Source organism: Sphingopyxis sp., assembly GCF_036402335.1.
GTDB lineage: Bacteria > Pseudomonadota > Alphaproteobacteria > Sphingomonadales > Sphingomonadaceae > Sphingopyxis.
On the sequence record NZ_DASWTD010000420.1, the window covers coordinates 1 to 1,615 of the forward strand.

1 protein-coding gene is annotated in these 1,615 nt (G+C 66.4%); it reads left to right on the forward strand.

What is annotated here, in order from left to right; translation table 11 throughout:
* Window positions 1–226: 226 nt before the first annotated feature.
* Entirely contained in the window at window positions 227–1,612 is a 1,386-nt protein-coding gene (locus tag VGD20_RS13655) for a helix-turn-helix domain-containing protein (RefSeq protein WP_331134976.1), read from the forward strand.
* The last annotated feature ends 3 nt before the right edge of the window (window positions 1,613–1,615 follow it).

Consider the following 1,615-nt stretch of genomic DNA (forward strand, 5'->3'; position numbering starts at 1 on the left):
GGATGAGCTGGTTGGTCCGCGTGATCTGGTCTTGATAGGACATGATTCTCGTCTTTCATCGCATGGCGTTGCAGAGCGGCCGATACCGGTCGAACCGCTGGCCTGAACAAGAATTGACAAGCCGACGGCGTCAAAGCGAGAGGATTTTGGCGTTTTTCTTGTCGTCCGGTGCGCTGCAGCACGGTTCACACTTGTCAATTTGTATGTAAATTGACAAAATCCGCTTATGGCAGAACAAAAGCTCTTTGCGGGTCATGCGATCAAAAGGCTGCGGCGCGGCGCCGGGGTCACGCAGGCGGCGATGGCGGAGATGCTAGACATCTCTCCCAGCTACCTCAACCTCATCGAGCGCAATCAACGACCCCTCTCGGCCACCTTGCTGCTGCGCCTCGCCGAACAGTTCGATTTCGACCCGCGCAGCCTGTCGGCCGACGAACCCGGGGGCGGCACCGATGCGATCCGCCGCCGCCTCGCCGATCCGATGTTCGCCGATCTCGAGATCGACCGGACGCAGGTCGACGAGTGGCTGGCCGCAGCGCCCGCCTGCGCCGAGGCCTTTGCGCGCGTCTTCGATCGTCTGCGCGCTGGCGGCACGCCCGCAATCGAGGAGGTCGACAGCATCGGGGAAGTTCGCCGCGAGATCGCGCGCTGGCGCAACCATTTCGCGGATCTCGACGCGCAGGCCGAGGCGCTCGCCGACGAGCTCCGCCTTGGTGCGGGCGATCTCTACGGCGCGATAGCCGAGCGGCTGCGGACGCGCCATCAGCTTTCGATCCGGATCCTTCCCGTCGACGTCATGCCCGATCGGCTCCGCCGGCTCGACCTCCATGCGCGCCAACTGCAATTGTCCGAGATGCTCGATCCCGCCTCGCGCACCTTTGCGGTCGGCTTCCAGCTCGCGCAGAACGAGGCCAGGGCCGAGGTCGAGGCGCTGGTCAAGGGCGCGGGTTTCACCGATCGCGTTGCCGAGCGGCTCTATCGGCGCCATCTGCTCAGCTATTTCGCCGCGGCGCTGATGATGCCCTATGCGCGCTTCCTGCGCGCCTGCGAGGCCACGGGTTACGATGTCGAACTTCTCCAGCGCCGCTTCGGTGCGGGCTTCGAACAGGTCGCGCATCGTCTTACTACGCTCCAACGCGTAGGTGCGCGCGGGCTCCCCTTCTTCATGATGCGGATCGACCGCGCAGGTCAGGTATCCAAACGCTATGGGGGTGCGAGCAACGCCCCGCTCGTCGAATCCGACGGGCGCTGCCCGCTCTGGGTGCTTCACAAGGCGTTCGACCAGCCCGGGCGCCTGATGCGCCAGCTCGTGACGCTCGAGGATGGCACGCGCTGGTTCACGCTCGCGCGCACCGTCCAGCCGCAGGGCGGCCGCTATGGCCGCGTCTCCGCCGAGTTCGCAGTGGGACTGGGGGTCGCGGCTTCGCTCGGCGCAACGCTCGCGGTTGCGCGCGGCATCGATCTCGACGGCGAAGCGACGCCGATCGGGCTCGGCTGCCGGGTCTGCACGCGCCACGATTGCCCGCAACGTTCGGCGCCCCCGGCGGGCCGCGCGATGCTCGTCAACGAACGCGAGCGTGGCCTCTCGCCCTTCAGCTTCGCGGGCGACTGACAG

Excerpts from the sequence above, each read along its gene's own strand:
- VGD20_RS13655 (WP_331134976.1), top strand. The coding sequence starts at position 227 with ATGGCAGAACAAAAGCTCTTTGCGGGTCATGCGATCAAAAGGCTGCGG.